25 protein-coding genes and 1 pseudogene are annotated in these 25263 nt (G+C 73.3%); 12 read left to right on the forward strand and 14 right to left on the reverse strand.

Annotated features, from left to right (window positions below; all coding sequences use genetic code 11):
- The first annotated feature begins 129 nt into the window (after nucleotides 1-129).
- Complete coding sequence (locus WQ56_RS11145) at nucleotides 130-1236, forward strand: serine hydrolase (RefSeq protein ID WP_047137177.1); 1107 nt, start codon at nucleotides 130-132, stop codon at nucleotides 1234-1236.
- On the opposite strand, the gene WQ56_RS19460 is transcribed toward WQ56_RS11145, so the two are convergent.
- The 3 genes and pseudogenes from WQ56_RS19460 to oleC form a co-directional block, all read right to left on the reverse strand.
- Nucleotides 1220-1924 carry a hypothetical protein gene (locus WQ56_RS19460; protein WP_343123207.1) on the reverse strand — a complete coding sequence of 235 codons (705 nt, stop codon included), beginning with the start codon at nucleotides 1922-1924 and terminating at the stop codon, nucleotides 1220-1222. The genes WQ56_RS11145 and WQ56_RS19460 overlap by 17 nt on opposite strands.
- A 604-nt stretch (nucleotides 1925-2528) precedes the next feature.
- Nucleotides 2529-2786 (reverse strand): annotated as a pseudogene (locus tag WQ56_RS19465) (winged helix-turn-helix domain-containing protein); the annotation flags it as partial.
- Nucleotides 2779-4446, reverse strand: a complete 1668-nt coding sequence (gene oleC / locus WQ56_RS11155) for an olefin beta-lactone synthetase (RefSeq protein ID WP_047137178.1) — start codon at nucleotides 4444-4446, stop codon at nucleotides 2779-2781. The pseudogene WQ56_RS19465 and the gene oleC, both read right to left, overlap by 8 nt.
- Nucleotides 4447-4529: 83 nt before the next feature.
- Here oleC and WQ56_RS11160 point away from each other — a divergent pair, with 83 nt between their 5' ends.
- The 4 genes from WQ56_RS11160 to WQ56_RS11175 all read left to right on the forward strand — a co-directional run bounded on the left by WQ56_RS11160 (nucleotide 4530) and on the right by WQ56_RS11175 (nucleotide 7159).
- A complete protein-coding gene (locus WQ56_RS11160; RefSeq protein WP_047137179.1) occupies nucleotides 4530-4961 on the forward strand; it encodes a hypothetical protein in 432 nt (143 codons plus the stop codon).
- 133 nt (nucleotides 4962-5094) lie between these two features.
- Nucleotides 5095-5532: a rhodanese-like domain-containing protein gene (locus tag WQ56_RS11165; RefSeq protein WP_047137180.1), complete on the forward strand. Its 438-nt coding sequence runs from the start codon at nucleotides 5095-5097 to the stop codon at nucleotides 5530-5532.
- Between the two features lie 71 nt (nucleotides 5533-5603).
- Nucleotides 5604-6134 (forward strand): protein-export chaperone SecB, encoded by a 531-nt coding sequence (gene secB, locus WQ56_RS11170; RefSeq protein ID WP_047137181.1) that lies wholly within the window; start codon nucleotides 5604-5606, stop codon nucleotides 6132-6134.
- 2 nt (nucleotides 6135-6136) lie between these two features.
- Nucleotides 6137-7159: an NAD(P)H-dependent glycerol-3-phosphate dehydrogenase gene (locus WQ56_RS11175; protein WP_047137182.1), complete on the forward strand. Its 1023-nt coding sequence runs from the start codon at nucleotides 6137-6139 to the stop codon at nucleotides 7157-7159.
- Between the two features lie 316 nt (nucleotides 7160-7475).
- Here WQ56_RS11175 and WQ56_RS11180 read toward each other — a convergent pair whose 3' ends face one another.
- The 3 genes from WQ56_RS11180 to WQ56_RS11190 form a co-directional block, all read right to left on the reverse strand.
- Nucleotides 7476-8054: a diffusible signal factor-reguated Ax21 faimly protein gene (locus WQ56_RS11180; protein ID WP_047137183.1), complete on the reverse strand. Its 579-nt coding sequence runs from the start codon at nucleotides 8052-8054 to the stop codon at nucleotides 7476-7478.
- A gap of 240 nt (nucleotides 8055-8294) precedes the next feature.
- Nucleotides 8295-8759, reverse strand: coding sequence for a tRNA (cytidine(34)-2'-O)-methyltransferase (locus tag WQ56_RS11185; protein WP_047137184.1), 465 nt, complete (start codon nucleotides 8757-8759; stop codon nucleotides 8295-8297).
- A 46-nt stretch (nucleotides 8760-8805) separates the two neighbouring features.
- A complete protein-coding gene (locus tag WQ56_RS11190) occupies nucleotides 8806-9510 on the reverse strand; it encodes an SDR family oxidoreductase (protein ID WP_047137185.1) in 705 nt (234 codons plus the stop codon).
- Nucleotides 9511-9756: 246 nt separating this feature from the next.
- Between WQ56_RS11190 and WQ56_RS11195 the strand changes: the two genes are divergently transcribed.
- The 3 genes from WQ56_RS11195 to WQ56_RS11205 all read left to right on the forward strand — a co-directional run bounded on the left by WQ56_RS11195 (nucleotide 9757) and on the right by WQ56_RS11205 (nucleotide 14194).
- Nucleotides 9757-12642: a pitrilysin family protein gene (locus WQ56_RS11195; protein ID WP_047137186.1), complete on the forward strand. Its 2886-nt coding sequence runs from the start codon at nucleotides 9757-9759 to the stop codon at nucleotides 12640-12642.
- Between the two features lie 68 nt (nucleotides 12643-12710).
- A complete protein-coding gene (locus tag WQ56_RS11200) occupies nucleotides 12711-13022 on the forward strand; it encodes a DUF4156 domain-containing protein (protein WP_047137187.1) in 312 nt (103 codons plus the stop codon).
- 155 nt (nucleotides 13023-13177) lie between these two features.
- The gene (locus WQ56_RS11205; RefSeq protein WP_047137188.1) at nucleotides 13178-14194 is read left to right on the forward strand and encodes a 3-oxoacyl-ACP synthase III; all 1017 of its coding nucleotides are present in this window, start codon (nucleotides 13178-13180) and stop codon (nucleotides 14192-14194) included.
- A gap of 42 nt (nucleotides 14195-14236) precedes the next feature.
- Here the strand turns inward: WQ56_RS11205 and WQ56_RS11210 are convergent, their stop codons facing one another.
- On the reverse strand, nucleotides 14237-15955 hold the full coding sequence (locus WQ56_RS11210) for a GAF domain-containing protein (RefSeq protein ID WP_052772971.1): 1719 nt from the start codon (nucleotides 15953-15955) through the stop codon (nucleotides 14237-14239).
- The gene (locus tag WQ56_RS17750) at nucleotides 15952-16530 is read right to left on the reverse strand and encodes a biliverdin-producing heme oxygenase (RefSeq protein WP_156170511.1); all 579 of its coding nucleotides are present in this window, start codon (nucleotides 16528-16530) and stop codon (nucleotides 15952-15954) included. Before WQ56_RS17750 ends, WQ56_RS11210 begins: the two co-directional genes overlap by 4 nt.
- A gap of 210 nt (nucleotides 16531-16740) precedes the next feature.
- Between WQ56_RS17750 and WQ56_RS11220 the strand changes: the two genes are divergently transcribed.
- Nucleotides 16741-17589, forward strand: a complete 849-nt coding sequence (locus WQ56_RS11220) for an alpha/beta fold hydrolase (protein WP_047137229.1) — start codon at nucleotides 16741-16743, stop codon at nucleotides 17587-17589.
- 13 nt (nucleotides 17590-17602) lie between these two features.
- On the opposite strand, the gene WQ56_RS11225 is transcribed toward WQ56_RS11220, so the two are convergent.
- Together WQ56_RS11225 and WQ56_RS11230 are read right to left on the reverse strand one after the other, a co-directional pair.
- A complete protein-coding gene (locus WQ56_RS11225) occupies nucleotides 17603-18031 on the reverse strand; it encodes a YkgJ family cysteine cluster protein (protein ID WP_047137189.1) in 429 nt (142 codons plus the stop codon).
- A 109-nt stretch (nucleotides 18032-18140) separates the two neighbouring features.
- The gene (locus WQ56_RS11230; RefSeq protein WP_047137190.1) at nucleotides 18141-18608 is read right to left on the reverse strand and encodes a YiiD C-terminal domain-containing protein; all 468 of its coding nucleotides are present in this window, start codon (nucleotides 18606-18608) and stop codon (nucleotides 18141-18143) included.
- A gap of 67 nt (nucleotides 18609-18675) precedes the next feature.
- Between WQ56_RS11230 and WQ56_RS11235 the strand changes: the two genes are divergently transcribed.
- A complete protein-coding gene (locus WQ56_RS11235; RefSeq protein WP_047137191.1) occupies nucleotides 18676-19464 on the forward strand; it encodes a uroporphyrinogen-III synthase in 789 nt (262 codons plus the stop codon).
- 85 nt (nucleotides 19465-19549) lie between these two features.
- On the forward strand, nucleotides 19550-20821 hold the full coding sequence (locus WQ56_RS11240; RefSeq protein ID WP_047137192.1) for a heme biosynthesis HemY N-terminal domain-containing protein: 1272 nt from the start codon (nucleotides 19550-19552) through the stop codon (nucleotides 20819-20821).
- 104 nt (nucleotides 20822-20925) lie between these two features.
- Here WQ56_RS11240 and WQ56_RS11245 read toward each other — a convergent pair whose 3' ends face one another.
- The gene (locus WQ56_RS11245; protein ID WP_047137193.1) at nucleotides 20926-21483 is read right to left on the reverse strand and encodes a hypothetical protein; all 558 of its coding nucleotides are present in this window, start codon (nucleotides 21481-21483) and stop codon (nucleotides 20926-20928) included.
- A 25-nt stretch (nucleotides 21484-21508) separates the two neighbouring features.
- The gene (locus WQ56_RS11250) at nucleotides 21509-22786 is read right to left on the reverse strand and encodes an acetyl-CoA C-acetyltransferase (protein ID WP_047137194.1); all 1278 of its coding nucleotides are present in this window, start codon (nucleotides 22784-22786) and stop codon (nucleotides 21509-21511) included.
- A gap of 92 nt (nucleotides 22787-22878) precedes the next feature.
- Here WQ56_RS11250 and WQ56_RS11255 point away from each other — a divergent pair, with 92 nt between their 5' ends.
- A complete protein-coding gene (locus tag WQ56_RS11255; protein ID WP_047137195.1) occupies nucleotides 22879-23778 on the forward strand; it encodes a hypothetical protein in 900 nt (299 codons plus the stop codon).
- Nucleotides 23779-23971: 193 nt separating this feature from the next.
- Here the strand turns inward: WQ56_RS11255 and WQ56_RS11260 are convergent, their stop codons facing one another.
- Entirely contained in the window at nucleotides 23972-24586 is a 615-nt protein-coding gene (locus WQ56_RS11260; RefSeq protein WP_052772973.1) for a superoxide dismutase family protein, read from the reverse strand.
- A 68-nt stretch (nucleotides 24587-24654) separates the two neighbouring features.
- The gene (locus WQ56_RS11265; RefSeq protein WP_047137196.1) at nucleotides 24655-25203 is read right to left on the reverse strand and encodes a superoxide dismutase family protein; all 549 of its coding nucleotides are present in this window, start codon (nucleotides 25201-25203) and stop codon (nucleotides 24655-24657) included.
- Between the last annotated feature and the right edge of the window lie 60 nt (nucleotides 25204-25263).

A 25263-nucleotide genomic window follows, 5' to 3' on the forward strand; every position in this document is an offset into this window, starting at 1 on the left:
CCCGCCGGCCTGGCGACGCGGCCCGGCGCAGCACCTTGATCCACAACGGCTTCAGCAAACTTCATCCGCAGACCAGGCACTTCATCCGGCGCCGTGGTGGGCTGGCCGCTCCCCGAACGGAGTGTCCCGATGCCCGCCCTGCCCCGCCTCGCCCTGCTCGCCGTCCTGCTCTGCCCATTGGCCACTGGGGCCACGCCGCCGCCCGCCCTCGACGATGGCTGGCCGGTCGCCGATCCCGCCCGCCTGGGCTGGGACACGGCCCGGCTCGCCGCGCTGGACGCCGCGATCGCCGACGGCGCCGCGCCCGACACCACCAGCGTGCTGGTCGTGCACCACGGTGCGCTGGTCCACGAGGCCTACTTCGGCGGCGCCGACCGCGCCACGCGGCACGACACCCGCTCGCTGACCAAGAGCGTGACCGCGCTGCTGGTGGGCGCGGCGGTCGACCGCGGCCTGGTCGCCGGCGTCGATGCGCCGGTGCTGGGCTTCTTCCGCGACCGCCGGCCGGCGCACCCGGGCGCGTTCAAGGACGCGATCACCGTCGAGGACCTGCTGACGATGAGCGCGGCCTGGGAATGCGACGACAACAACGCGTTCTCGGCGGGCCACGAGGAGCGCATGTACCTGAGCGCGGACTGGACCGGCTTCGCGCTCGACCTGCCCGAACGCGGCTACGCGCCGTGGCAGGCGCGGCCGGCCGACAGTCCGCACGGGCGCGCCTTCGCCTACTGCACGGCCAACAGCCTACTGCTGGGCGCCATCGTCGAGCGGGCCAGCGGCATGCCGCTGGCGGATTTCGCGGGCGAGGCGCTGGAGCGGCCGCTGGGGATCGTGGACGCGGTCTGGAAGCGCGCATCGGAAGGCACCGGCATGGGCGGGGGCGGCACCGAGTACCGCAGCCGGGACCTCGCCCGGCTGGGCCAGCTGCTCGTCGACGGTGGGCGCTGGCAGGGTCGCCGCGTGCTGTCGGCGCGCTGGATCGACGCGATGACGCAGGTGCGCGCTCGCACGCCGTTCGAGGCCGACTACGGCTACCAGCTGTGGCGCTTTCCGTTCGCCGTCGACGGCCGCCGGCTGCACGCGTGGACGATGTCGGGCAATGGCGGCAACGCCGTGTTCGTCGTGCCCGAGGAACGCCTGGTCGTGGTCGTGACCCGGACCCGCTACAACCGGCCCGGCATGCACGAGCAGACGCGCGCGCTGCTGTCGGACTACATCCTCAGCGCGCTGCCGTGACTGCGAGCGCGTCGGGCGGCAGCGCGCCAGCCATGCGCACCTGCGCGCGGTCGGCCGCGACCGCCGCATCGATCCGGGCCAGCGCCGCGGCAAAGCCGGGCTCGCCGCGCAGGTCCGCGAACAGCGGGGAGACCCGCAGGTAGTGCGCATCGCGATGGCCGGCCGCCACCGCGGCGTCGAGCGCATCGAGCGCCGCGGCGCGGTCGCCCGCCAGCGACGCCAGCAATGCGGCATCGAGCCCGTCGACCGGGTCGCCGCCGGCCGCCAGCCCCGCACGCAGCCGGGCGATGCGTGCGCGCAGCGCCGGGACCGACGGCCGCGGCGCGGCGCCGGCGATCCACGCGACCGTCGCCGGCAGGCTGGCATGCGGCTTGAGGGCACGCGCACGTTGCGCCGCGCGCCGCGCGGCCTCGACATCGCCCCGCCCCAATGCCAGCTCGGCGGCCAGCAGGTGCAGTCCCGCATGGTCGGTACCGCGCGCGAGCGCTTCGTCCAGCGCCGCCTGCGCCTCGCCGCTGCGCCCGTGCCGGAACAGGAAGCTCGGCCAGGCGAGGTTGGAGAACACGTTGTCGGGATAGAGCTGGAAGCTGCGCCGGTAGCGCGCCTCGGCCGCGGCGGCGTAGCCGAGCAGGTCGAGGTCGGAGGCGAGCTGCAGCGCCAGGAAGCGCACCGCGTCGGGGCGACGCACGGCGAGATTGGCGGCCAGCGATTCGGCTAGGCGCCCCTGGCGCGCGTACAGGTACGCGGCTGGCGTCGGCGCCGGGGTCGAGGATCAGCGCATGCTCATAGCCGGCGAGCGCGACGTCCACCTTGCCACGGCAGTCGTGCGCGTAGGCCAGCGCCGCGTGCGCGGCCGCCAGGCGCGGTTGCCGCGCGATCGCCGCCTCGGCCAGCGCCTGCGCGCGATCGGCATCGTCGATGCCGCCGCCGTACAGGCACAGCCGCGCGGCATGCGCGCGGGCCAGGCCGACCAGCGCCCGCACGTCGTCAGGGGCCTCGTGCAGCCGCTGGCGATACAGCGCGAGCGCGCGTGCGTTGTTCTCGCGCTGGCCGATGCCGGCGTAGTAGTCGGCGCGTTGCAGCAGGGGCGCGTCCGGCGCGGCGGTCCGCGGCCAGGCCCACCACGCGATCGCCGCCAGCGCGGGCAGCAGCGCCAGCGCCGCGACGGCGGCCGGTGTCTTCCAGCGGGCCACGCGCACCGACGACGGGTCGTCCGCGCACGGCACGCTGCACAGTTGGTAGCCGCGGCCGCGCACCGAGCGCAGGTAGCGCGCGCGGCGCCCGTCGTCGCCGAGCGCCTGGCGCAGCAGGCGCACGCGCTGGGTGACGGTGTCCTCGCCGACGATCGCCGGCGCCCAGACCTGCGCGATCAGTTCGTCGAAACCGACAACCCGCGTCCCCTGCGCCAGCAGGTAGTGCAGCAGCCGGAAGCTGAGCCCCGACACGTCCAGCGCCTGGCCGTCGTCGCGCACCACGCGCTGCCGGGCCACGTCGATGCGCAGGTCGTCGAGACGATAGTGCGCAGGCGACGCGGCAGCCGGCTCAGACACGTGTGGCGGCCCACGCGGCCAGCGTCTCGCGGCCGATCTTGGCGTTGTGGCGGATGTCGACCGGGAAGCGCGGATGGAACAGCACCGTCGCGATGCCGGCGGTGTGCACGAAACCGGCGCCGATGTGCCGCAGCTCGTCGGCGATGCGCGGGTGTTCGGCCTTGCCCACGCCCGGGCGCAGCTCCACGCACAGCACCGGCGCCTGGTGGCCGGCGGGCCCGACGCCGACCAGCGCGGTGCGCGCGACGTCGGGATGCACGTTGAACACCGGCTCGACCTGCTCGGTGCACAGCGTGCCGGTCGCGGTGACGACGCGATGGCCCTTGCGGCCGCAGAACCACAGCCGGCCCCCGCCGTCGAAATAGCCCAGGTCGCCCATGCGGTGGACGATGCGCACGCTGCCGTCGGGCCGGGTCTCGGCGATCTTCGCCAGCCGGGTCTGCGCCTCGCGGCCGAAGTACATGTCGGTCGCGGTGGGCCCGGCGACGGTGATCTCGCCGACCTGCCCGCCCTGCACCTGCAGCGCGTCGGACCATTCGGCGATCGCGGCATCGTCGACGCGGATGATGCGCACCTCGTTGGGCGGCACCGGCCGGCCGACGCAGGTCCCCGCGCCCTGCTCGGTGCGTGTGCGCAGCGCCAGCAGTTCGCGGCCTTCGACGACCGCGACCGGCAGGCACTCGGTGGCGCCGTAGGGCGTCCACAGCGAGGCCTCGGGCGGCAGCAGACCGAGCATCGTCGCCACGACGTCCGGCGGCACCGGCGCGCCGGCCGAGGTCACCCGCCGCACGCCCGGCAGCGGCGCGCCGTGCTCGGCGAGCACGCGCATCAGCGCCGGCGATCCGAACAGCTGGTCGACGCCGAAGCGCGCGATGGCCGCATGCAGCTTGCGCGGGTCGGCGCTCGCCGGGCGGGTCGGGTCCATGTCCGGGACGATCGAGGTCAGGCCCAGCGCCGGGTCGAACAGCGCGAACGGCGGGAACGTCGGCAGATCGACGCCGCCGGCCGGGATGCCGAACGCGTCGCGCAGCATCGCGATCTGCGCGACGAAGTGGCGGTGCCGGTAGACCACGCCCTTGGGCACGCCGGTCGAGCCGCTGGTGAACAGGATCGCGGCGACCTCGTCGGCGGCCGTCGCCGCGAGTTGCGGCCCGGCGCCGGCCCCGTCGCGCTCGACCTGGGCCAGCGTCGCTTCGGCCAGCAGGGCGCGGCGGCCGGTGGTGATGCGCACCGTCGCCGAGCGCGCCCAGCCCAGCAGCACGCGCGCCGCGTGCGCCAGCGGGATGCCGACGAAGGCCTGCGCGCGCGCCTCGTCCAGGCACTGGCGCAGCGCGCGCCGGTCGATGCCCGGATCGACCAGCACCGGCACCGCGCCGGCCTTGAACAGCGCGAACATCAGCAGGAAGAACTCGGGGCTCGGCCGCACCATCAGCACCGTGCGGGTGCCGCGGACGATGCCGCGCGCGGCCAGGCCCGCGGCGACCGCGTCGCTGCGCGCGTCGAGCGCGGCGTAGCTGAGCGCATGCGCATCGCTGTAGCCCCCGTCGGGGCCGGGGCAGCGCAGCGCGATCTGCGCCGGGCGTTCGCGCGCCAGGCGCGGCAGCGCGGCGGCGATGTTGACCGCCTCGGCGGCGGGACGGGGGTCGGCAGGGTGCGTCATCGCCGACAGGATACCGGCGCACCGCGCCCGGCCGGCAGGCGTTGCGGCTACGATGCGCGCAGTCCCGTCGCCTGGAAACGCCGATGCGCGCGATCCGCCGCCCCGCCCTGCCGCTGCTGGTCCTGCTCGTGACGCTGTTGTTCGCGGCCGGCGGCTGCGCCAGCAGCGGCAAGCAGCGCAGCGCGCTCGAACGGGCGCAGGTCGCCTGGTCGAGCGCGATCCGCTGGAACGACGTCGAGGGCGCCTGGCAGCTGGTCGACCCGGAGGTGCGCGCCGAGCGGCCGATGGGCGAGCTCGCATTCGCCCGCTACGCCCAGTTGCAGGTCACCGGCTACCGCGAGCTCGGCGCCCAGGCCGACCCGGCCGAGGCGCTGCGCGAGATCGAGGTCCGCGTGGTCAACCGCCACTCGATGGCCGAACGCACGCTGCGCCACACCGAGCGCTGGCGTTGGGACGCCGCGGCCGGCACCTGGTGGAACGTCAGCGGCCTGCCCGACTTCTGGGCCGGCGAATAGCCGCGCCGTACCGCGCGGTCGCTCGCCCCGGCCCCGCCGCCCCGCCCGGCCCGGCCGCCGATCGCGGCGGCCGGTGGTGCGCCCGGCGCGGTGTGCGACAATCGCCGCCCGCTGACGCTGCGCGAATCGTGTCGTGAACTTCGAAGAACTGCTGGCCTTCCTGGGCCGAAACCAGATGCTGTCGCTGATCCTCGCCGTGCTGACGGTGGCGATCGTCTTCAACGAGATCTCGCGGTTGTTCCGCGGGTTCAAGGCCCTGCGGCCGGCGGAGCTGACCGCGCTGGTGAACCGCGACAACGCGCTGGTCGTCGACCTGCGCCCGAGCGCCGACTTCGGCAAGGGCCACATCCCCGGCGCGAAGAACGTGCAGATGAGCCAGTTCGATCCGGAGAGCAAGCAGCTCTCGGCGGCCAAGGCGCTGCCGGTCGTGCTGGTGTGCAAGACCGGCGGCACCGCCGGCGATGCCGCCAAGCGCCTGAAGAAGGCCGGCTTCCAGAACGTCTACGTGCTCGACGGCGGCATCGCCGGCTGGCAGCAGGCCGACCTGCCGCTGGTCAAGGGCCGCGGCTGAAGGCCGGCCGCCATCCGCAGGTGCCATAATTGGCGATCCGCCTCATCACCCTCATCGCTGGAGTCGATCCCATGTCCGAAGAACAGGCCAACAACGGCGCCAATGGCGCAACTCCGGCGCAGCCGGCCGGCGCGCAGTTCAGCGTCGAGAAGATCTACGTCAAGGACGTCTCGTTCGAGTCGCCCAAGGCCCCGCAGATCTTCAACGAGCAGGCCCAGCCGCAGCTCAACATGAACCTCAACCAGAGCGTGCAGCGCGTGGGCGACAACGCCTACGAGGTCGTGCTGGCGATCACGCTGACCTGCACGGTCGGCGAAGGCGACAACAACACCGTCTACGTCGCCGAGGTCAAGCAGGCCGGCGTGTTCGGCCTGTCCGGCTTCGACGGCAACACCCTCGACGCGCTGCTGGGCACGCAGTGCCCGAACGTGCTCTACCCCTACGCCCGCCAGCTGATCGGCGACCTGATCCAGGCCGGCGGCTTCCCGCCGTTCCTGCTGCAGCCGATCAACTTCGACGCGCTCTACGCCGAGGGCCTGCGTCAGCGCGGCAGCCAGCAGGCCGCCGGCCAGCCGACGACCGACCAGATCGGCAACGCCTGAGCGTGACCGACCGCGCGACTGCCGTCGCGGTGCTGGGCGCGGGCTCCTGGGGGACCGCGCTCGCCTCGCTGATCGCCCGCAACGGCCATCCCACCACGCTGTGGGGCCGTGACGCGGCGACGGTCGAGGCGATCGACCAGCGCCACGAGAATCCGCGCTACCTGCCCGGCATCCCGTTGCCGGACGGCCTGCGGGCGACCACCGACCTCGCCCGCGCACTCGACGGCGCCGGGCTGATCCTCGTCGTGGTGCCTTCGCACGCATTCCGCGAGACGCTGGCCGAGCTGGCGCCGCTGCGCCCGGCCGGCGTCGGCATCTCGTGGGCGACCAAGGGCTTCGAGCCCGGGTCGGGCCGGTTCCTGCACGAGGTCGCCGGCGCACTGGTCGGCGACGACGTGCCGCTGGCCGTGGTCACCGGGCCGTCGTTCGCCAAGGAAGTCGCCTCCGGACTGCCGACCGCGGTGACCGTGCAGTCCGAGGACGAGGATTTCGCCCGCAGCGTCGCCGACGTGCTGCACGGGCCGAGCTTTCGCGCCTACACCGGCACCGACATGCGCGGCGCCGAGCTCGGCGGCGCGATGAAGAACGTGCTGGCCGTCGCCACCGGCGCGGCCGACGGCATGGAGCTGGGCCTCAACGCCCGCACCGGCCTGATCACGCGCGGCCTCAACGAGATGCTGCGGCTCAACCGCGCGATCGGCGGCCGGCCGGAGACGCTGATGGGCCTGGCCGGCCTCGGCGACCTGGTGCTGACGTGTTCGGGCGACCTGTCGCGCAACCGCCGGCTGGGCCTGGCGCTGGGCCGCGGCGAACGACTCGAGGACGCGGTGCGCGCGATCGGCCAGGTGGTCGAATCGGTGCAGACCGCCGATGAGGTCATGCGGCTGGCGAACCGTCACGAGATCGAATTGCCGATCTCGAGCAACGTCCAGGCCGTGCTGCACGGCGAGATCAGCCCTGCCGAAGGCCTCGCCCGGCTGATGGCCCGCGAGCGCAAGCCCGAGTACACCGGGGCGCTGTTCTGACAGGCATCCCCTGCGGATCGCAGGGTGCATCAACGCGGCGCCCGGCCGCTCGATCGCGTTCGCGGGCCCCAGTAATCAGGCTCTTCCGCACACCGCACCCGTAGGCGCGCGCTTGCGCGCGATGGGCGGTCTCGGGAATGCCATTTCGCGCGCGAGCGCGCTCCTACGGGAGAGATGTCGGCAGCTTGCGCGAACGCGCGCATCGCCCGTACCGGCGCGCAACAAAAAACCCGGCCGTTTCCGGCCGGATCGGTGCGACATCCAGTGGGAGAGAGGGGACGCGCCGGGGGAGCGCGGACCGGATGCCGCGGGGGACCTACCAGCTCAGCCGCGGGCCGACGAACCACTGCACGTCGCCACCCTTGATGAGCTTGACGTCGCCGGCGACGCCGACGTTCGGGTTGAACTTCCACTGCGCGCCGAGGCGACCGTAGAACTCGCTGTCGATGCCGCGGTCGTAATCCTCGTAGCCGACCAGCGCATAGCCTTCGAGTGCCGGCAGCAGCGCGCTGCGCGCGCCCACTTCGACCGCGTAACCATCGGCGTCCAGCCCCTGGCCGAAATCGATGCTCTGGTAGGCGACGCGGGTCAGCAGGTCGGTGTTGGGCGACAGCTCGTGGTTGTAGCCCAGGCCCAGGCGCCACTGGTCGCGGTCGCGGTGCACGTTGTCGATGCTCTCGCGGGTGTAGTCGCCGAAAGCGTGGAAGTTGGGGTGGAACGCGGCGGCGCCGCGGATCGACCAGCCGTCGGAATCGACGTCGCGGTTGACCGGGGCGATGTCGGCCTTGCTGGCCGAATAGCCGCCTTCGATATAGGTGTAGGACAAACCCTCGGCCGCGTTGGCGGCGAACGGCAGGGCGGCGGCCAGGGCCGCGATCGACAGGATGCGCTTCATTGGGGGGAACTCTCTCTCTCGGGAACGGGACAGCTGTTTCTTGGATGCTTGTAGGTCACGCACCGACGCGCATGCGCATCGGAAAGGGGCCGGCCCGGGTGGCTGGGAGGGGATGGCGCTTCGAGGGGAGGGGAAGCACGACCACCCGGGCCGGTCGTCGCATCCTCGGCCGGAAGCCTGGAACCCTCGCTGAATATTGAACTTGGCGGTACAGGAACTTTTCGCCCCGCATTCAGTCCGTTATGCCCCGCCGTCGAAGCCTTGCTGGCGCCAGGCCTCGAATACCACCACGGCCACCGCATTGGACAGGTTGAGGCTGCGGTTGCCCGGCCGCATCGGCAGCCGCAGGCGGCGCCCGTCGGGAACGGCCGCCAGCACGTCGTCCGGCAGGCCCCGGGTCTCGCTGCCGAACAGGAACGCATCGCCGGGCGCGAACGCCGGCGCGTCGTAGCGCACGGCATTGCGGGTGCTCAACGCGAACAGCCGCCGCGGCGCGATCGCCGCCAGCGCGGCGTCGAGCGTGTCGTGCACCTGCAGCGTCGCGTACTCGTGGTAGTCGAGCCCGGCACGGCGCAGGTTGCGGTCGTCGAGGTCGAAGCCCAGCGGCCGGACCAAGTGCAGCCGCGCGCCGGTGTTGGCGCACAGCCGGATGGCGTTGCCGGTATTGGGCGGGATCTCGGGGGTGTGCAGGATGACGTCGAACATGGGGCGGGGGCCGGGACGCGGGCCGCCATTGTCCGTGCTCGCGGCTCTACCAGGGCAGCGACGCGCCGGTCCAGTCGAGGAACCGGCCACTGTCGTCCGCCGCCAGGCCGTCGACGACCCGCAGCAGGCCGGCAACCGCGTCGTCCGGGGCCTCGCTCGCCTGCTCGCCGCCCATGTCGGTGCGCACCCAGCCCGGGTGCAGCGCGACGACGACGATGCCGCGCTCGCGCAGCGCATGCGCCAGCTGGACGGTCGCCATGTTCAGCGCGGCCTTGCTGATCGCGTAGCTGGGCGTGCCGAAGCGCGACGTGCCGGCGATCGAGCCGAGCTGCGACGACAGGTTCGCCACGCGCGCGCCCTCGGCGAGCCGCGGCGCCAGCGCCTGGGTCAGCAGCAGCGGCGCGACCGCGTTGGTGCGCAGGCTGTGCTCGAGCGTGTCGCCGTCCAGGTGCCCGAAGCGCTCGCCGCCGTGCAGCACCCCGGCGTTGTTGACCAGCAGGTCGATCCGCCCATCCTCGCCGATCGCCAGCGGCAGCTCGCGCACCAGCTCGGCGCGCGAGCGCGGGTCGATCGCATCCAGCGGCAACACCTTCAGCTGGCCGGGGTGGTCGCCGGCCAGCGCGTTGAGCGCGGTCGCGCGCCCCGGCTGCCGGCACGTGGCCACGACCGGCGCGCCGGCGGCCAGCCGCTGGCGTACGAATTCCAGGCCGAGGCCGCGGTTCGCGCCGGTCACCAGGGTCCAGTGGGTCATCGGGGGCGTCTCGGGAGCGAAAGTGTCCCGATGCTAGCGCGCCGGGATGGAGCGGCGGATGAGGCCGCCAGCGTCCTGTAGGCGCGCGAAAGGGCATTGCCGGTAAAGCCCTTCGCGCGCGAGCGCGCGCCTACACAGGGACCGCACACGATCCCGACCGGGCGACCATGACCTGCGGCCCGTGCCGGATGGCCGTCGGGGTGGCTACGATGCGGGCCCAACTCCGCCCGAACTCCAAGGATCGGCATGTCCACGACTCCCGCACGCTCCGCCTCGTCGCCGTCCCGTCCGCGCATGGCGCTGCTGGCGCTGGCCACCGGCCTCGCCCTGGCGGGCGCCGGCTTCGCACCTTCGGCCCCGGCGCAGGTGCGCACACCGGCCGCCGTCGGCGTCGGCGTCGACATCCCCTACGAGACCTTCACCCTACCCAACGGGCTGCGCGTCGTGGTGCACACCGACCGCAAGGCGCCGATCGTCGCGGTCAACATCTGGTACCACGTCGGCAGCAAGGACGAGCCGGCCGGCCGCAGCGGTTTTGCGCACCTGTTCGAGCACCTGATGTTCCAGGGCAGCGAACACCACGATGGCGAGTTCTTCGAGCCCTTCAAGCAGGTCGGCGTGACCGACCAGAACGGCACCACCAACACCGACCGCACGAACTACTTCCAGAACGTGCCGACCACCGCGCTCGACATGGCGCTGTGGATGGAATCCGACCGCATGGGCCATCTGCTCGGTGCGATCGACCAGGCCGCGCTCGACGAGCAGCGCGGCGTGGTGCAGAACGAGAAGCGCCAGGGCGAGAACCAGCCCTACGGCCAGGTGTGGGACAAGCTCACGCGCGCGCTGTACCCCGAGGGCCACCCGTACCACCACGGCGTCATCGGCTCGATGAACGACCTCGACGCGGCCTCGCTCGACGACGTCAAGCAGTGGTTCCGCACCTGGTACGGCCCCAACAACGCGGTGCTGGTGCTGGCCGGCGACATCGACGTGGCGACCGCGAAGGACAAGGTCGCGCGCTACTTCGGCGACATCCCGGCCGGGCCGACGATGGCCCAGCCCGCCGTCGACGTGGCCAGACGCAGCGCCGACACCCGCGAGACGATGGAGGACCAGGTGCCGCAGGTGCGCATCTACCGCGCCTGGAACGTCGCCGAACTGGGCACGACCGACATCGACCACCTGCAGGTGCTGGGCAACGTGCTCGGCGGCGCCAAGGCATCCCGCCTCGACAAGCGCCTGCTGCACGACGACCGCCTGGTCGACAACATCAGTGCCGGCGCCTACGGCTCGCAGCTGGGCTCGAACTTCATCGTCATGGCGACCGTCAGGCAGGGCGTGGACCCGGCCAAGGTGGAAGCGGCGATCGAGGAGGAACTGCAGCGCCTGATCGAGCAGGGCCCCACGGCCGAGGAGCTCGAGCGCGCTAAGACCTCGTTCCGCGCCGGTTTCGTGCGCGGCATCGAGCGCATCGGCGGATTCGGCGGCAAGGCCGATGCGCTGGCCGAATGCACCGTCTACGACGGCGACCCGGGCTGCTTCCGCGAGGCGCTGGCGAACGTCGCCGCGACCACCATCGACGACGTCAAGGCGGCCGGCGCGAAGTGGCTCGACGTCGGCAGCCACACCATCACCGTGGTACCGGGCGCGCGCACGCCGCTGGCCGAGGAACCCGCGGTCACGCCGGCGCCGTTCACGCCGCCGGTGCCCGATCCGAAGTACCGCACCACGCGCACGGACGTCGACCGCAGCCGGGGCGTGCCCCGGACCGCGTCGTTCCCCGAACTGAAGTTCCCCGAGCAGCAGCGCGCGACGCTCGCCAACGGCACCCAGGTGATCCTCGCCCGTCGCCCCGAGATCCCGGTGGTGCAGCTGAGCTACGAGTTCGGCGGCGGCTACACCGCCGACCAGGGACGCACGCCGGGCACCGCCAGCTTCACGATGAGCGTGCTCGACGAAGGCGCCGGCGGGCTGGGCGCGCTGGACTTCGCCGACCGCGTCGAATCGCTGGGCGCGAGCCTGGGCGCTGGCGCCTCGCCCGATGGCAGCAACGCCTACGTGTCCGCGCTCAAGGAGCACCTGGACGCGTCGCTGGCGCTGTTCGCGGACATGGTGCGCCGGCCGAACTTCGAACCCAAGGAGATCGAGCGCATCCGCGCCAGCTGGATCGCCGGCATCGGCCAGGAGAAGGCGCGCCCGTCGAGCGTGGCGATGCGCGTGCTGCCGCCGCTGGTCTACGGCGCGGGGCACCCGTACGCGATCCCGTTCACCGGCAGCGGCGACGAGGCCTCGATCGCCAGGCTCACGCGCGAGGACCTGGTGGCGTTCCACCGCGACTGGGTGCGCCCGGAGGGCGCGACGCTGATCGTCGTGGGCGACACCACGCTCGAGGAGATCGTGCCGCTGCTGGAGAAGCACTTCGGCGACTGGCGCGGTGCCGGTAGCGCGCCCGCCCCGATCACCGTGCCGGAGGTCGCCCGTCCGGGCGCGCCGCGGGTTTTCCTGATCGACCAGCCCGGCGCGGTGCAGGCCAACATCTTCGCCGCCCAGGTGATCCCGCCGACCAACGACCCGGCCTCGACCCGCTTCGACATGCTCAACACCGTCGTCGGCGGCGACTTCACCGCGCGCTTGAACATGAACCTGCGCGAGGACAAGCACTGGTCGTACGGCGCACGCAGCTCGGCGACCGGCACGCTGGGGCAGCGCCCCTGGATGGCCTCGGCGCCGGTGCAGATCGACAAGACCGCCGAGGCGATGGCCGAGATCCGCCGCGAGCTGGCCGACCTGGCCGGCGGCGGGCGTCCGGCCACCGAGGCCGAGCTGGCGCGCGCCAAGGCGATCCAGACGCTGAGCCTGCCCGGCGCGTACGAGACCGCGTGGTCGGTGATGTCGACGATCGGCGGCAACGTGCGTTTCGGCCGGCCGGACGACTACGTGTTCCAGCGCAAGGCCGAGGTCGAGTCGATGACGGTCGCAGACCTCGCCGGCGCGGCGCGCACGATCGACCCGTCGGCGCTGACCTGGGTCGTCGTCGGCGACCTGTCGAAGATCGAGGCGCCGGTGCGCGCGCTCGACCTGGGCGAAGTCCGCGTGCTCGACACCGACGGCAGGCCGGTGGACCGGTGATCGCCCGCTCAGCCCGTGCCCGCCACAATGGCGGGCACCGCGTCCTTCCCCGATCGTCCGGAGTGCCCATGCGCAAGCCCCTGCTGGTCCTGCTGCTGTCCCTGTCCGCCGCCGGCTGCACCTGGGTGCACATGGCACCCGGCGCGAGCGCGGTGCGCGTGGTCAACGCGGCGCCGGGCAACTGCGAGAAGCGCGGCGAGGTCGAGGTCTCGGTCAAGCACAGCATCGCGTTCGTCGAGCGCAACGCACTGCGCGTGCGCGAGGAGCTGGAAACGCTGGCGCGCAACGAAGCGCCGGGCCTGTCGGCCGACACCATCAGCCCGCTCGGCGAACCGGCCGGCGGCAGCCAGCGGTTCGCCGCCTGGCGCTGCGGACGCTGAATGCGGCGCCGGCGCGCCGTCCACCCGGCACGGCGGTCGCCCCGGGCCACGCCGTCGGCCGCCACGGCGCGGCCGGCAGCGCGCCTGCAACATGCGTCGCCCCGGCGAAGCGGTTACCCTATGCGGCTCCCTTTGCCACATCCGGCGCCCAGCCCATGCTCTTTGAAAACGTCGCCATCGCCGGCCTCGCCCATGTCGATGCGCCGCGCCGCCTGACCAGCGACGACATCAACGCCCGGCTGAAGCCGACCCTCGACCGCCTCGGCATCAGGACCGACGTCCTCAAGGACATCGCCGGCATCCACGCGCGCCACCTGTGGGACGACGACACGCTGGCCTCCGACGCGGCGACAATGGCCGGGCGCAAGGCGCTCGACGACGCCGGCATCGACGCCACGCAGCTGGGCCTGCTGGTCAACACCTCGGTCAGCCGCGACTATCTCGAGCCGTCCACGGCGAGCATCGTCGGCGGCAACCTCGGCGTCGGCGACACCTGCCAGAACTACGACCTGGCCAATGCGTGCCTGGCGTTCGTCAACGGCATGGACGTGGCCAGCCGCATGATCGAGCTGGGCGAGATCGACTACGCGCTGATCGTCGACGGCGAGACCGCCAACCTCGCCTACGAGAAGACCATGGAGCGTCTGCTGCACCCCGACGCGACCGAAGAGGACTTCCGCAACGAGCTGGCCACGCTGACGCTGGGCTGCGGTTCGGCGGCGATGGTGCTCGCGCGCGCCGACCTGGTGCCCGACGCGCCGCGCTACAAGGGCGGCGTGACCCGCTCGGCGACCGAGTGGAACACCCTGTGCCGCGGCAACCTCGACCGCATGGTCACCGACACGCGGATGCTGCTGCTCGAAGGCATGAAGCTCGCGCAGAAGACCTTCGTCGCCGCGCGCGAGGCGCTGGGCTGGGTCGTCGACGAGCTCGACGAGTTCGTGATCCACCAGGTCAGCAAGGTGCACACCGCCTCGTTCGTGCAGGCGTTCGGCATCGATCCGAAGAAGGTCCACACGATCTTCGGCGAGCACGGCAACATCGGCCCGGCCTCGGTGCCGATCGTGCTCAGCAAGCTGCGCGAGATGGGTCGCCTGAAAAAGGGCAACCGCGTCGCGCTGCTGGGCATCGGCTCGGGCCTGAACTGCTCGATGGCCGAGGTGGTCTGGTAGGCGACCCGCCGGGCCGGTCGCCGGCCGACGCGTCGCCTGTGCTCAGTCTTGGGTGGCGTGCACCGGGCCGATCAGCGACTGCAGCTCCGCTTCCAGCCCGTTGATGCGCGCCGCCAGCTGCGCGGCGTCCTGCGGGCTGACATGCACCAGGCCGTCGAGCAGTTCGGACAACTGCATCAGCCGCGTGCGCTGCTCGCGCACGTCCAGGCGCGCGCGGTAGGCGCGCAGATCGCCGACCTCGGCATGCAGCGCGCTGTGGCGATAGCGCTCGCGCAGCATCATCTGCAGCCGGCCGACGATCCGGCGGTCGGCGTCCGACCACGGGAGGCCGGTGCCGCGCACGGTCTCGTGCCAGGCGGTGAAGCTGGCCCGCGGGCCGATGCGGTCGCCGTCCTCGTCGATCAGGAACGGTTCGTCCGGGCGGCCGGCCCAGCGCACGTCCTGCACCTCCTCGCAACGGAAGAAGAACAGCCATTCCTCGCGCGACGGGTCAAGCGGCAGCGCGAGCACGCCGGCGATGCCGTCGGCCTCGCCCGGATCGCGGCTCCAGTCCGACGCCACGTCCGTCCCGACCGGTCCGGTCCCCGAATCGATCCGGCGGATCCAGTCGAGCAGCCCGGGCACCCGGCTCTGGTCGGGGGTGCGGCCGGCGCTGTGCCAGTGGCCGGCCTGCAGCAGGCCGACGCCGTCGCACTCGACCGCCCGACGCAGCAGGTCGAGCTCGCCGACGAGCGCCAGCCGCGGCTCGATCGCGTTGTCGAGCCGCAGCGCGAGCGTGTCGCGCACGCCGCGCGCGCTCTCCTCCAGCGCCAGGGCCTGCTGCTGCTCGCGCGCGGCCACGCGCATCGACACGAACAGGCCGAACAGGTCGGCCGCCGCGCGCACGCCTGGCGGGACGTTGCGCACGGTACGGTGGTGACAGGCGATCAGGCCCCACAGGCGGCCGCCGGACACGATCGAGATCGACATCGACGCGACCACGCCCATGTTGGCGAGGTACTCCAGGTGCACTGGCGAGACGCTGCGCAGCGCCATCTGCGCCAGGTCGAGCGGCGCGCCGCGGGCGTCGCGGTCGGGCAGGATCGGCACCGGCACGTAGGTCGCGTCGGGGATCACCCGGATGCGGTTGCGCAGGTACAGCGTGCGCGCCTGCACCGGGATGTCGGACGCGGGATAGCGCAGCCCCAGGTACGAGGTCAGCGCCGAATCGCGCGATTCGGCGATCACCTCGCCGGCATCGTCGTGGCGGAAGCGATAGACCATCACCCGGTCGTAGCCGGTCAGCAGCCGCACCTGCTCGGCGACGCGCTGGTGGAAATCGCCGATGTCCTCGCTGCCGGCCACGCGCGCGATCATCGTCTGCGCGACGACGGTCGGCGAACGCTCGGCGGCGCTGCGCGGCTGCGGCTCGATCTCGATGTGCACCAGGCCGTCGACGACATGCACGCTGACGTCGCACAGGTGCGCCATCGGGCCGATATTGCCCACCGCCGCGCGCTGCGGCGGCGCGCCCGGCTCGCCGAAGCCGATGGTCTCGGCGATCGCCTGGATCAGGTCGTCGGTGAGGAACTCGCGCAGCGAATGCCGCAGCATTTCCTCCGGGGTCGCGCCCATCAGCGTCTCGATGTTGGCCGAGACGTGGTGGATGGTCCAGTCGGGCAGCTGGCAGCTGATCAGATAACCGTGCGGCTGGATCGCGCCGGACAGGTGGATCGGTTCGTTGGCGCAGACCTGCAGCGCGCGATCGAGGACGGCGTTCATGCGTCGGACTCCGGATCGAAGACGGGATGGGCCTCGAAGCTGCGCTCGAAGCAGGATCGCACCAGCACGAACGCATCGCGTGCGCCGCGCTGCAGGCGGGCCATCAATGGGGCGTCATCGGGCGGGCAGGCGGCCAGACGCTCGAGCACGCGGTCCCATTCGCCGTCGACGGCGTGCCGGGCGAGGAACCGCGCACCGGTGTCCTCGTCGTGGCCGAGCGCGCGCGCATGCCGCACCAGATGGCGCGCGCCCATGCTGCTGCCGGCCATGACGTACTCCCAGCCCAGGCGCTCGTCGGCATTGGCCACCGGCGTGCAGATGCCGCCGGGCGGCAGCGGCGCCAGGCCCAGCGTCTGCAGGTCGCGGGCCAGCCAGAACGATTGCCGCGGCAGCGCGCCGATTGCGATCTCGTGGTCGGCTGCGAAGCGGTGCATGCCGACAAGGTAGCGCGCATAATCGGACGCGGTCCGCAGCCCGTCGGCGAAAAACGCATCCACGCGCGCGTGCAGGTCCGCGGTGTCGCGCCGCAGGATCTGGCGTGCGTCGACCGGCCGGGCGGCGCGGAGCTGGGACACGTTCGCATTCATCGAAAAAGCATACCGGGCTGTTTCTCGGGCTTCTGTTGGATTCCGACATTGCGTTCAGGTGGAAGCCACTCCTGGCCGGCCCCGACCCCGCGACGCCTACAATGGCGCGCCCATCGCCAGCGCCGGACCCGGACCATCGTGCAGCTCCCCGACTACGACTTCGCCAGCCACCACCTGGAGGTGCGGCCCGGCGTGCGCATGCACTATCTCGACGAGGGCCCGCGTGACGGCGAGATCGTGCTCATGCTCCACGGCAACCCGTCCTGGAGCTACTACTGGCGCCACCTGGTGCGTGGCCTGCGCGACCGCTACCGCTGCATCGTGCCCGACCACGTCGGCATGGGCCTGTCGGACAAGCCCGACGACGGTCCCGGCGCCTCCCCGCGCTACGACTACACCCTGGCCTCGCGGGTCGAGGACGTCGGTACCCTGCTCGCGCACCTGGGCATCGACGGGCCGCTGACGCTGGCCGTGCACGACTGGGGCGGGATGATCGGCTTCGGCTGGGCGCTCGCGCACCAGGCGCAGGTCCGGCGCCTGGTGATCACCAACACCGCCGCGTTCCCGCTGCCAGCCGCCAAGCCGATGCCGTGGCAGATCGCGCTGGGCCGCGACTACACGGTCGGCGAGTGGATCATCCGCGGCTTCAACGCGTTCTCGGCCGGCGCCTCGTGGCTGGGCGTCGAGCGGCGCATGCCGCGCGCGGTGCGCCGCGCCTACGTCGCGCCGTACGACAGCTGGCGCAATCGCATCTCCACGGTGCGCTTCATGCAGGACATCCCGCTGGGGCCGGGCGACCGTGCCTGGCCGCTGCTCGAGGCCGCCGGCCGGGCCCTGCCCGGATACGCCGACCGGCCGGCGTTCATCGGCTGGGGCCTGCGCGACTTCGTGTTCGACCGGCATTTCCTCGAGGGTTTCCGCAGCGCGCTGCCGCAGGCCGAGGTCGAGGCGTTCGACGATGCCGGCCACTACGTGCTCGAGGACCGGTACGCGGTGCTCGTGCCGCGGATCCGCGGGTTCCTCGACCGGCATCCGCTGGGCACCTGACGCCGATCGCGGGTCATGCCGCGATCGGCGGCACCGTCGGCGTGGTCGGACTGTGGCCGTTGTCGTCGGGTTCGTCGTCGTTGGCCGCGCCGTCGCGCCAGCGCCAGTCGGCGACCGTCAGCAGCGGCAGCCCGTGCGCGGCGCGGGCGCGGTCGCACTGGCCGCTGCGCTCGCCCGACTCCAGCGAGGCCGGCACCGCGGCGCAGACCGACGGGCGCATCGGATGGATCGTGCAGCGCGAGTAGCGGCCGATGTCGGCATCGAGCGCGATGCAGCGCGGCTGCGCGCAGGACGTGCCGCGCATCGCGCGCTCGTGGGTGCGCAGCGGCTCGGTCAGCGCCGCAGGCACCCGCCCGCCGAGGTCGGGATCGGCCTCGCTCCAGTGGAAACCGATGCGGAAATGCGCACAGCAGGCACCACAGGACAGACACGGATGCGGCATGGCGCGACCGGGCGGGAGAGGAGGGCGGGGCGCGGATTTTTTCCCGGCATGGCGATGCCGCGCAAGAGGCCCGGTCCGGACCGCCGGCGCGGCGTTCAGCCGCGGCGCGTCAGCTGCCCGAGGGCGGGCGCAGGATCGCCGCGTAGCGCGCCTGCATCCCGGTCGCCACCGCGCCGTCGGGCAGCACGACCTGCGCGGCCAGTTGCACGCGCGCGCGGCCCCGGGTGCGCAGCGTGCGCACGAAGGTGTCCCAGTCGCCGTCCGACAGCACGGCCTCGGCCTGCAGGTCGTCGCACAGCGGCGCGCGGTAGCGGATCTGCGAATCGGCGACATAGACCTCGGCGTCGAGCCCGGCGGCCTCGGTGCGCAGCGTGGTCAGCCCCCAGCCGGCGAGCGTCATCAGCGAGACCAGGCTGCCGCCGAAGGCCGAGCCCTTGTCGTTGACGTGGTCGGCGAGCGGCGCGCGCAGACGCAGGCGTTCGCCGTCGAAACCGGCGATGTCGATGCGCATCGCGGCGACCGGCGGCATCGAGGCGTAGTGCGCCGCGAGCCTGCGCAGCGGATCTTCGTGTTGCATCGGGTGTCCTGTCGGGGGGAGAGTCGTCCGGCTTGCGCCGTACCCCGGCAGCCACCAAGCTGCGCGCATGCATGCCGCGCCGGCTTCCTCGCTTCTGGCGGGATACTACGTCATCTCGCTGCGCCCGGTCGGGGCCCACGTCGCACTGCGGCGCGCGGCCGCGCAGCTGGGCGCGCGCACGTTCGCGCTGTCGCCCTGGCGCATCGTCCAGCGCGACGGCCCCGCCGTCCGGGCCGCGCTGCGGGCCGCGCTCGGGGCCGACGTCGCGATCTTCACCAGCCCGCCGGCGGTCGCCGCGGCCGCGGCGCTGCAGCGCCTGGAACGCCGCGACGGCCAGGACTGGCTCGCGGTCGGTGCCGGCACCGCGGCGGCGCTGGCGGCGCAGGGCATCGCCCGGGTGCGCGCGCCGACGCGCATGGACAGCGAAGGCCTGCTGGCGCTGCTGCCGGCATCCCGGCTCGCCGGCCGCAGCGTCGGCCTGGTCACCGCCCCGGGCGGGCGCGGCGTGATCGCGGCCACGCTCGAGGCCGCCGGTGCGGGACTGCGGCGCGCCGACGTCTACGCGCGCGTGCCGGTCCGCCCGTCCACGCGCCGGCTGGCGGTGCTGCAGGCGCTGCCCGCGCCCTGGCTGCTGCCGGTCAGCAGCGGCGAGGCGCTGACCTCGATGCTGGCCTGCCTGCCTGGGCCGGTCCTCGCGCGCCTGCACCGGGCGCAGGTGCTGGCCGCCAGCGCACGCCTCGGGTCGCTGGCGCGGGACCTGGGTTTCGACGACGTCCGGGTCGCATGCGACGCGCGCCCGGCATCGCTGCTGGCGGCCGCGCGACCGGCCCGACACGACGCGTTGCCGGTATCCTGAATGGCGCTTCCGCCGACGACGGGCTCGTCACGGCGCTGTCAGGCACGGTAGCGATTCTTCGCGTCGCCTCTACGGAAACCTCGTCATGTCCCTGCTTCGCGCGTTGCTGGTCTGGATCGTCATCGCCCTGCTCGGCGCGCTGGCCGCGCAGCTGCTGCTGTCGAGCGACCCGGGCTATGTCCTGGTCCGCCACGGCGGCATCGACCGCAGCACCACGCTGGTCAACGCGATCGCGATGGCGCTGGGCGCACTGGTGCTGTTCTGGCTGGTCGTGAGCCTGATCCTGCTGCCGTTCCGCAGCTGGGGCCGCTACCGCGAGACGCGCGCGCAGAGCCGCATCGGCGAAGGGCTCGATGCGCTGCACCAGGGCCATTACACGCGCGCCGAGAAGCTGCTCGAGCAGTCGGCGAACGAGAACCCACACTACGAGCCGGCCGCGCGCCTGGCCGCGGCGCAGGCCGCGATCGCCCGCGGCGACGCGGCCGCCGCCCGCGCCCATCTCGACGGCCTCGGCGACCGGCACCCTGCCACCCGTGCGATCGCGCTGGCCGAGATCGCCCTGCGCGACGAACGCCCGATCGACGCGCTGACCGCGCTCGACGCTCCGGCCGCGCAGCCGCTGCCGCCGCGCGGCCTGGCGCTGCGGGCCGACGCCTGGGCGCAGACCGGGCACGCCGCCGAGGCCTACGGCCTGCTGGGCGCGCTGCGGCGCCAGCACGCGCTGCCCGAAGCGCAGCTCGCCGTGCGCGAGGTGCGCTGGGCCGCGGCGTCGCTGCGCGAAGCCGCCGATGCCAACGTGCTCGCCGAACGCTGGGAAGCGCTGCCCAAGGCGCTGCGCACCGAGACCCCGGTCGTGCTCGCCTACGTCGACCGCGCGTTCGCGCTGGGCTGGCACGACGCCGCGCTGCGCAGCCTGGAGACCGCGCTCGACGCGCGCTGGGACGAACAGCTGGCCGCCCGCTACGCGGCGCTCGAGGTCGGCGACCCCGAGCACCGGCGCGCGCGCCTGGAGCGCTGGCTGCAGGCGCATCCGTCGAGCCCGGCGACGATGCTGGGCCTGGCGCGGCTGCACCATGCGCGCCGCGACTGGACGCGCGGACGCGAGCTGCTGCAGCGCGCGGTCGAGCAGGGCGCCGGCAGCGAGGCCTGGGTCCAGCTCGGCGACGGCTACGCGGCCGAGGGCGACGAGCGCAACGCGCGCCTGTGCTACGCCAACGCGCTGCGCGCCGCCCGCAACGAGCCGATCGTCGCGCTGCCCTCTGCGCCGCCGGTGCCGCCGACGGTCGCGGCCGAGCATCGCGACGACCACGGCCTGCCGCACCTGCGCGATCCCGACGACTTGACACCGCGCCCCTGAGGCGCGGTCGCGGCGGCCGCGACCGGACGCGCACCGCAGCGCGGGACCATGCCGTCCTGCTGTGCGAGCGGCGCGATGTCGCCAGGCGCTCGTGCCGCAGCCGCTCAGCGCATCAGTCGATGCACCGCCACCGCGCCGTCGATGGCGCGGTCGAGCGTGACCTGGGCGACCGCACCGCGCGCGTTCGAGGCTAGCGTCACCGTGACCGGTCCGACGATGACCTGCGGCCCGACCGGGCCCAATGCCTCGGCCCCGTCGAGCCGGCCGTCGGGATAGGCGATGAAGCCGCCCAGTGCGGCGACCCGCGGGTCGTCGACGTAGAGCCCGGCCCGGGGCATGTCGGCTTCGGTCAGCGGCTGATGGTCGACGATCACGATCGCGCCGAACGCTGCGCCGTCGGACGCGCGCCATGTGCAGCTCAGGCTGTAGGCGTCGGGCGTGTCCTCGCGGGCGCCGGCCGGATCGACCGGCTCGAGGCCGGCAACCAGATCGCCGAGCGCGGCGCCGACCGCGTCGCATCCGGGCAGCGCCTCGGGCGGCGGCGGCGCGGAAACGACCTCCGGACCGCGGGCGGGCACGGGCGCCTCGCTGCAGCCGGCGAGCACGAGGAGGGCGGCCGCGAGCGGGCCGAGGCGGCGCGCGGCGATACGGGATCCGGACATGGACGGGGACCTGGAAAGAGGAGACTCAGCGCTCGAGGATCGCGACCACGCCCATGCCGCCGGCGGTGCAGATCGAGATCAGCGCGCGGCCGCCACCGCGCTCGACGAGCTGCTTGGCGGTCGTGGCGACGATGCGCGCGCCGGTCGCCGCGAACGGATGGCCGGTGGCCAGCGATGAGCCGAGCGGATTGATCTTCTGCGGGTCGATGCGGCCCAACGGCGCGTCGAGCCCCAGCCGGGTGCGGCAGTAGTCCGCGCTCTCCCACGCGCGCAGCGTGCACAGCACCTGCGCCGCGAACGCCTCGTGGATCTCGTAGATGTCGAAGTCCTGCAGCGTCAGGCCGTTGCGCGCGAGCATCTGCGCGACCGCGACCGTCGGCGCCATCAGCAGGCCCTCGCCGTGCACGAAGTCGACCGCGGCCACGTGCGCGTCGCGGATGTGGCACAGCACCTCGTGGCCGTGCGCGGCGGCCCATTCGTCGCTGGCGAGCAGGCACGCGGCCGCGCCGTCGGTCAGCGGGGTCGAGTTGGCCGCGGTCAGCGTGCCGCGGCCCGAGGTCCGGTCGAACGCCGGCTTGAGCGTGGCCAGCTTCTCGATCGAGGTGTCGGGCCGCAGGATGTTGTCGCGCGCGACGCCCCGGAAGCTCACGACCAGGTCGTCGAAGAACCCGCGCTCGTAGGCCGCGGCGAGCTTGTGATGGGACGCGACCGCGAGCTCGTCCTGCGAGTCGCGCGAGATGCTCCACTCCTTGGCCATGTCCTCGCAGTGCTCGCCCATCGACTTGCCGGTACGCGGCTCGGCCACGCCCGGGAAATCGGGCTTGAGCTCGCGCGGGCGGAAGCCGCGGAACGCGGAGAGCCGGTCCTTCGTGGTCTTGGCCGCGTTGGCCGACAGCAGCCGGCGGCGCAGCGTGCGGCCGTAGACGATCGGCACGTCGGACGTGGTGTCCGAGCCGCCGCCGATGCCCGATTCGATCTGACCGGTCGCGATCTTGTTGCCGACGGTGATGATCGAGTCCAGCGACGTGCCGCAGGCGCGCTGCAGCGTGATCCCGGGCGTCAGCGCCGAGAGGCCCGACGACAGCGCGGCCTCGCGACCGAGGTTCCAGTCGCTCGAGTGCTTGATCACCGCACCCATCGCCACTTCGCCCAACTGCTGGCCGTGCAGGCCGAATGCCTCGACCAGGGCGCCGAGCGTGCGCACCGACATGCCCAGGTTGCCGACGTCGGCATACGCGGTGTTCTGGCGGCAGAACGGGATGCGGACGCCACCGAGCACGGCGACGGGACGACCTAGCAGCATCGGAATTTCCTCGCGGGGGCTTGCGTGAGACTGTCCACGACACGGGACGGGCATAATGTGAACGAGTGTATCCCTGCCCGCGTGGACGGCCAATGACCGCAGATCCCGACATTTCCCGGCACGATGCCGCGCCCCAGGTCCTCGGTGTCCTGGCCCTGGAACTGAGCGACGACTCGGTGCCCGCGCGCGATGCCCTCGGCCAGCAGGCGGCCGGCGCATTGGCGACGCTGCTGGGCCGCGACCTCGGCGCGCTGGTCCCCGGCGCGCGCGACCTGGACCTGGTGTTCGCCGCCGCGCATTTCGACCCGGCCGAGCTGCTGCGGCCCGGCTGGCCGGTGCACCGCCGGCTGGCGGAACTGCGTGCCCGCGCGCCGCGCGCCGGTCAGGGACCGCGGATCATCGCGTTCGGTGCCGACGACAAGGGCGAGACGCCGCTGCCGTTCCGCGCCGACCCGCAGCTGTCGGGCGGCCGGCTGCGCGTGCTGCCGTACCTGTTCGTCGGCGAGCCTGCCGCCACCGAGGCGGTGTCGGCGCACATGGAGTCGATGCTGCTCGACCTGGGCATGGCGCAGGCCGACACCGCACTGCAGGCGCAGGAGGCGTTCGGCGCGCGCATCGAGCACGCCCGCTACCTGACCCTGCACGACCTGCTGGCGATGACCGCGCTGCAGTACCGCAACCAGGGCCTGGAGCCGCTGTGGGACCTGCTGGAGACCGCGCTGCTCGCGCCGGCGTCGGAGGTCTGGCTCGACGCCCCACCCGAACCGCTGCTGCGGCACGTCGGCGGCGAAGTGCGCATGGCGCTGCTGTCGCCTGACGACTGGCGCCGCCGCTGCGCGGCCGGCGAACAGGACCAGGACCGGCTCGCGCACGGCCTGGCGATGCACGAGGCCCGACAGCGCCAGTTCGCCGCCGTGCTGCAGGCCCACGGCGTGCCGGTCGAGTTCGGCCACGTCGCCCCCGGCCAGGACCCGCGCACCGCACTGGCCTGACCCACTCTCGGACTGTCAGCGCGCCGCGCGGCCGATCCAGCCTCGAACCGCCAACGCGCGACACCACCCCCCCCGCCCGCGGGGGAGGTCGGCGCGCACCGCGCGCCGGGCGGGGGCACGGGCTCTCCCCAGTCCCCCATCCCGATCCACCCACGAAGGCGCAACGGCCCCGCGGGCAGACCGGCGCAGTCCGTCAGGACCGGATCACACCACACGCCAGCCGATCGCCGGCGTTGCCGGTCGGCTGGGTGACGTAGTCGTCGGCGTCCGCGTGGACGATGACGGCCTTGCCGACGATGTCGGTCGCCGCGCCGTCGCCGAGCGTCGCGCCTTCCAGCCAGCCCTCGACCGGCGCGGTGCCGTCGGTGCCCGCGACGATGTTGTCGCTGTCGCCGGCGTGGTGGGCACCCTGGCCCACCCGGCCGTGGTCGCTGCTGGCGGGGTTGAAATGGCCGCCGGCGCTGATGGCGTCGGGCGCGCTGCAGTCGCCGGTCTCGTGGACATGGAAGCCGTGCGTGCCGCCCGGCGGCAGGCCGGTCACGGTGCCGGTGACCTGGATGCGCCCGTCGACCGCCGCAAAGCGCAGGGTGCCCGCGGTCTGGTTGCCCTGGGTCGGCGAGAGTTCGACGCTGGCGCCCGCAGCGGCCGCATCGGGAGCCGGCGTCGCCGGCGCGCCGGTCGCGGGCGGCGCGGCGCGATCGGCCTCGGCCGCGGCATCGCCGTCGGCGGTCGTGCCGGCGTTGCCGCACGCGACCAGCGCGAGCGCGAGCACGGCGACGGCGGGCGCGAGATGACGGGTCTGGGACATGGGGAACGCTCCTTCTTCGGGTCGGAATGGCGCGCAAGGCGCCGGAAAACGGGACGACGGACGCGGCGCTACTCGATCCGGACGATCCCGCAGGCCACGCGCGCGCCGATCGCGCCGGGCGTCGCGCCGAGCACCAGCAGCGCGCGCCCGCCGATGTCGTTGGGCGCGCCGCCACCCAGCACCGCGCCGGGCAGCAGCAGGTCGATGGTGGCGACGCCCTGACCGTCGGCGACGATGCGCCCGCGCTCGCCCGAGTCGGGCAGCCGCGACGGCGCGCCACGCTGCACGTCGTATTCGGGTCCCGCGCTGGCGGCGTCGACCGCGCTGCAGTCGCCGCGCGCATGCAGGCGCAGGTTGTGGGTGCCGTTGCGGACCAGGCCGCCGACCTCGCCGCGCACGCGCACGCCGCCGTCGGCAGGACTGAGCACCAGTCGGCCGCTGACCAGCGTGCCCGAGGCCGAGGCGAGGTTGGCGACCGCGCCGCGCGCGGTGCCGGTGCTGGCCAACGGCGGCGTGGTGGCGGCCGCGGGCGCGGGTGCCTGGCGCGGCGCGCTGGCGCAGCCCACGACCAGCGCGGCGGCGAGCAGGGACAACGCGGGGCGGAACGGTCGAAGCATCGGAAGGCACCTTATCGATCGGGGGTTCAGTGCGGATGAAGGCGGGACGCGGCCCGCCAC

The organism is Luteimonas sp. FCS-9, assembly GCF_001014645.1.
Classification (GTDB): Bacteria; Pseudomonadota; Gammaproteobacteria; order Xanthomonadales; family Xanthomonadaceae; genus Luteimonas.